Below are 4,636 nucleotides of genomic sequence, written 5' to 3'. Positions count from 1 at the left end.
CCGCCAACTCGCCCTCTACATCAACCTCCTCGGCGCCTGGAACCTCCACCTCTTCCCCTGGGACGCCACCGACGACCTCCGCCAACAACACCCCGCCCTGTCGTCGAACTAGGGCGCTGTTCGCGGCGGGTTCGACCGCCGTGGACACCGAGGTCTTTGCGTTCGTTGATATTTAGCGAGAGGACAGTGCATGGCCGAGCAAGACGGCGGAGAGTTCGTCCGCGAGATGATGCGGTGGCACTTCAGCCCCGAGACCGGGTCGCCGTTCTGGCTGAAGCGGGCCCAGACCCTCGATTTTGATCCGCTCACCGATGTCCGGGATTTCGACGATCTCGGTTTGTTTCCCAATGTGGTCGACGAACTGCGCGATGTCGGTGTCCGCGACCTGATTCCCCTGGGCCACGGTGACGCGCACGCCGCCAGTGTCTACGAGAGCGGCGGCACCACCGGGGAGCCCAAGCGGGTGATGTTCACCGCGGAGTGGCACCGGAGCAGCGTCGAATGGTTCAGCGACCGGCTCGACGAGCACGGCGTGCCGCGCGACGTCGACTGGCTCAGTGCCGTTCCCACCGGGCCGCACAACGTCGGCGCGATGGCGGTCGACACGGCGGCGCTCCGGGGCGGACTGAACTTCGCCCTCGACCTGGACCCGCGATGGGTGAAGAAGCTGATCGCGGACGGCCGGATGGACATGGCCAGTGCCTATACCGACCACCTCATCGAACAGATCGGTTTCATCCTGACCAGCCAGGAGGTGGGCGTGCTCTTCGCGACCCCGCCGATGCTGGAACGCCTCGCCCAGCACGACCGTCTTGTCGAACTGGTGAACCAAAAAGTGCGCACGATCATCTGGGGCGGCACGCATCTGGACGCCGACACCCGTGATCTGCTGCGCGACGAGGTCTTCCCGAACACCCGGCTGGTCGGCGGCTACGGCAGCACCATGATGCTGGGGACCTCGGTGGAGCGGCCGGGCCTCGGCGACGACGAGCCGTGCGTGTTCGACTCCTTCGCCCCCCACACCACGTTCCAGGTGGTCGACCCCGAGACCCGGCAGGTCGTTCCGTACGGTGAGCGCGGGCAGATCGTCGTGCACCACCTGAGCCGGACTGCCCTGCTGGTCAACAACCTCGAGCGGGACTTCGCCACCCGGATCGCACCGCCGACCGACCGGTTCGGCGATTCCGTCGCCGATGTCGCTCCCGTGGCCTCCTTCAGCGGTGAGACGGTGATCGAGGGCGTCTACTGATGCTGTCCCTCGATGTCCTCGGCCCCAGCGGGCCCTACCGGTCCCGGCGACTGGAGACGATCGAAGACGTCCACGCGAACCCCGTCGCCACGCTGAGCGTGGCGCCCTCGCTCTACGTCACCCGCGCGATGAAGGCGCTGCACCGGGCTCCGGTGCTGCCCCTCGACGCACGGATCGCGGCGCTCGCCGAGGCGGGCCGGGCCTTCGCCACGCGGACTGTCGCGGGGCTGGCGCCGGAGGAGTACCACCACACCGTCAGCAAGGCCACCGGGATCCCGATCTCGGTGGTGCGCGGCGCCACCGACGAGATCGCCCGGGCCGCGGAGCGGATCCACCACAGCGTGCGGGCCGCGCGTCCGGCCGGTTCGGCCGGCTCGTGGCGCGATCCGCTGACCCGGGCCGGCGGCGCGGTGTGGACCCGTCGCGGCAGCGTGTTCGCCGTGCACGCGGCGGGCAACCACCCGGCCGTTCACCAGGGTTGGCTGGATGCCGTGGCGCTCGGCTACAAGGTCGCCGTACGTCCTTCCCGGCGCGAGCCGTTCACGCCGTACCGGCTGGTCACCGCCCTGCGCGAGGCCGGCTTCGGCGAGGACCGCATCGTGCTGCTGCCCACCGACCACAACGTGGCCGACGACATCCTCCGGCACGCCGACCTCGGCATGGTGTACGGCGGTGACGACGTCATGCGCAAGTACGCGGGAGATCCCCGCATCCTGCCGCAGGGCCCCGGGCGCTCCAAGGTGCTGATCACCGCCGAGACCGACTGGGAGCCGATCCTCGACACCGTCGTGGAGTCGATCAGCGGTGGTGCGGGAGTGGGTTGCGTCAACGCCACCGGCATCCTCGTCGAAGGCGACCCCGCCCCCGTGGCGGCGGCGCTCGCCGAACGCCTCGGCGCGCTGCCCAGCCTGCCCCCGACGGACGAACGCGCGGTCCTGCCCGTCATGCCGATCGACGCCGTACGCCGGTGGGACGCGCACCTGCGGCGCGTGGCCGCCGGTACCAAGGCGTGGCTCGGCGGCGACGGCATCGTCGGCGACCTCGGCGACGGGACCGCCGCGCTCCGGCCCGCCGTCCACCAGCTCGACAGCCCCTTCTCCGACCAGCTCGGCGTGGAGCTGGGCTTCCCCTGCGCGTGGGTCGCACCGTGGGACCGCGAGGCCGGGATCCGGCCGCTGCGGAACACCCTCGTCCTGGGTGCCGCCACCACCGACGCGGACCTGATCGACGAGCTGGTGAACGAGCCGACCATCGCCAACGTCTACATCGGCGACCACCCGACGCCGTGGATGGCGCCCGGCCTGCCCCACGACGGCTACCTCTCCGAATTCCTCATGCGCACCAAGACCGTTCTGCGCTGACCGACGGCCAAGCCGTGCCACGCGCTGCCCCTCGGGGCCGTCGCGCGGTCCGGTGCTGCCATCGATCCCCCCAGAAAGAAGCACATGAACGCACAAACCGCCACATCCATCCCCGCCTATGCCGCCCCCACCGCAGGCGCCCCGCTGGAGCGCACCACGATCCCCCGCCGGCCTGTGGGCGAGCACGACGTACTGGTGGAGATCAAGTACACCGGTATCTGCCACACCGACATCGCCCGTGCCCGCTACGGCCTGGGCGCGACCTTCCCGATGGTTCCGGGCCACGAGATCGCCGGTGTGGTCACCGCCGTGGGCCCGGGCGTCACCGAGTACCGGCCGGGCGACCGGGTCGGTGTCGGCTGCATGGTCGACTCCTGCCGCCGTTGCGACAACTGCCGGGACGGCTACCAGCAGTTCTGCGTGAACGGCGCCGTGGAGACGTACGGTTCCACGGGTCGCGACGGCGAGCCCACCTACGGCGGCTACTCCACGCACATCGTCGTCGACCAGGACTTCGTACTGCGCATCCCCGACGGCATCCCGCTCGACGAGGCGGCGCCCCTGCTGTGCGCGGGTGTCACGCTGTACTCGCCGCTGACCCACTGGAAGGCCGGCCCCGGCAAGAAGGTCGCCATCGTCGGCCTGGGCGGCCTCGGCCACATGGGCGTCAAGATCGCACACGCCCTGGGCGCCGAAGTGACCGTGCTCTCCAGGACGTTGAACAAGAAGGACGACGCGGAGCGACTGGGCGCGGACCACTTCCACGCCACCTCGGACCCGGCGACGTTCACGCAGCTGGCCGGCACCTTCGACCTCATCGTCAACACGGTGTCGGCGGAGCTGGACCTGGACGCCTACCTGTCCCTGCTGGGGAGGGACGGCACGCTGGTGAACCTCGGCGTCCCGCCGGGCCCGAGCAGCCTGAACATGTTCTCGCTCATCGGCGGCCGCAAGACGCTGACCGGCTCGCTGATCGGCGGTATCGCCGAGACCCGGGACATGCTCGATTTCTGCGCGGCGCACGGCCTCGGATCGGACGTCGAGGTCATCTCCGGGGAGCGGATCAACGAGGCGTACGAGCGGGTGCTGGCCGCGGACGTCCGCTACCGCTTCGTGATCGACGCGTCGACGATCCCCGCCGCCTGAACCGCGGCCCACGAACCACAGACCACCAGGCACCACCGACCGCTTCTCTTACCGATCAGGAGTTCTCATGGCCATCGCGAACAAGCACACGATGTACGACTCGACCGTCATCGACGCCACTCCGGACGCCGTCTGGGCCGTCGTCCGCGACGCCCTGAAGGTGGTGTCGATCGTGTCCGGTCCCAACGCGAAGAACGTGGGCTGGGCCGAGGGCGGCGCGGTCGAGCGGGTGCCGGCGCGTTATGACTTCACGCTGGTCTTCAACGACGGTCTCGTCCAGCAGGAGATCGCCGGGCGCAACGAGGTGGAGCGCTCCCAGACCTACCGCGCCGTCGCCTCGACCATGGGCGTCGACCACTACGTCGCCACGATCCGCATCCGGCCGATCACCAACGACCCGAACCGCTGCTTCTTCGACTGGACCCGCGAGCTGACGATCGCCGACGACGCGGACCCCGCGGTCATCGAGGCGATCGTCGCGATGATGGCGAAGCAGACCGACGCCATGCGGGACCACTTCGCGTCGTCCGAGAAGTAATTCCGAGGGAACACACCGATATTGAAGGGAAATGCCTTGACCGAGATATCCACTGCTCGACACATCGAGATCGTCTGGCCCGACCTCGGTATCACCGTCACCGCCGAACTCGACGGCCGTAACCCGGAACTGGCCGACGCCCTGTGGGAGTCGCTCCCCTACCAGAGCCTCCAGGGCCACGCCCTCGTCGCCGGCCAACACCTCTACCACCACGTACCGATCCCCTCCCTCCTCCACCTCCACGCAACCGAGAAGATCGCCGACCGCCGCGACGCACCCGACGGAACCGTCTTCTGCTCCGGCCTCCAACACCTCGGCATCAAATACGGCACCCTCACCGAA

At 69.2% G+C, this 4,636-nt stretch carries 4 protein-coding genes and 1 pseudogene; all 5 read left to right on the top strand.

Annotated elements, in window-relative coordinates; all coding sequences use genetic code 11:
• Positions 1–190 precede the first annotated feature (190 nt).
• Positions 191–1,249, top strand: a complete 1,059-nt coding sequence (locus ACIQ5Y_RS39810) for an AMP-binding protein (RefSeq protein ID WP_403892471.1) — start codon at positions 191–193, stop codon at positions 1,247–1,249.
• Entirely contained in the window at positions 1,249–2,610 is a 1,362-nt protein-coding gene (locus ACIQ5Y_RS39805) for an aldehyde dehydrogenase family protein (RefSeq protein WP_403892468.1), read from the top strand. The genes ACIQ5Y_RS39810 and ACIQ5Y_RS39805 overlap by 1 nt, the downstream gene beginning before the upstream one ends.
• Before the next feature lie 84 nt (positions 2,611–2,694).
• Positions 2,695–3,756, top strand: a complete 1,062-nt coding sequence (locus ACIQ5Y_RS39800; RefSeq protein WP_403892465.1) for an NAD(P)-dependent alcohol dehydrogenase — start codon at positions 2,695–2,697, stop codon at positions 3,754–3,756.
• 67 nt (positions 3,757–3,823) lie between these two features.
• The gene (locus tag ACIQ5Y_RS39795; RefSeq protein WP_403892462.1) at positions 3,824–4,294 is read left to right on the top strand and encodes an SRPBCC family protein; all 471 of its coding nucleotides are present in this window, start codon (positions 3,824–3,826) and stop codon (positions 4,292–4,294) included.
• Positions 4,295–4,330: 36 nt separating this feature from the next.
• Positions 4,331–4,636 (top strand): annotated as a pseudogene (locus ACIQ5Y_RS39790) (hypothetical protein); the annotation flags it as partial.

Source organism: Streptomyces sp. NPDC096339 (genome assembly GCF_044762985.1).
Classification (GTDB): domain Bacteria; phylum Actinomycetota; class Actinomycetes; order Streptomycetales; family Streptomycetaceae; genus Streptomyces.
Note: the sequence above shows the minus strand (reverse complement) of the source record. Positions and strands in the feature narration are given on the sequence as shown.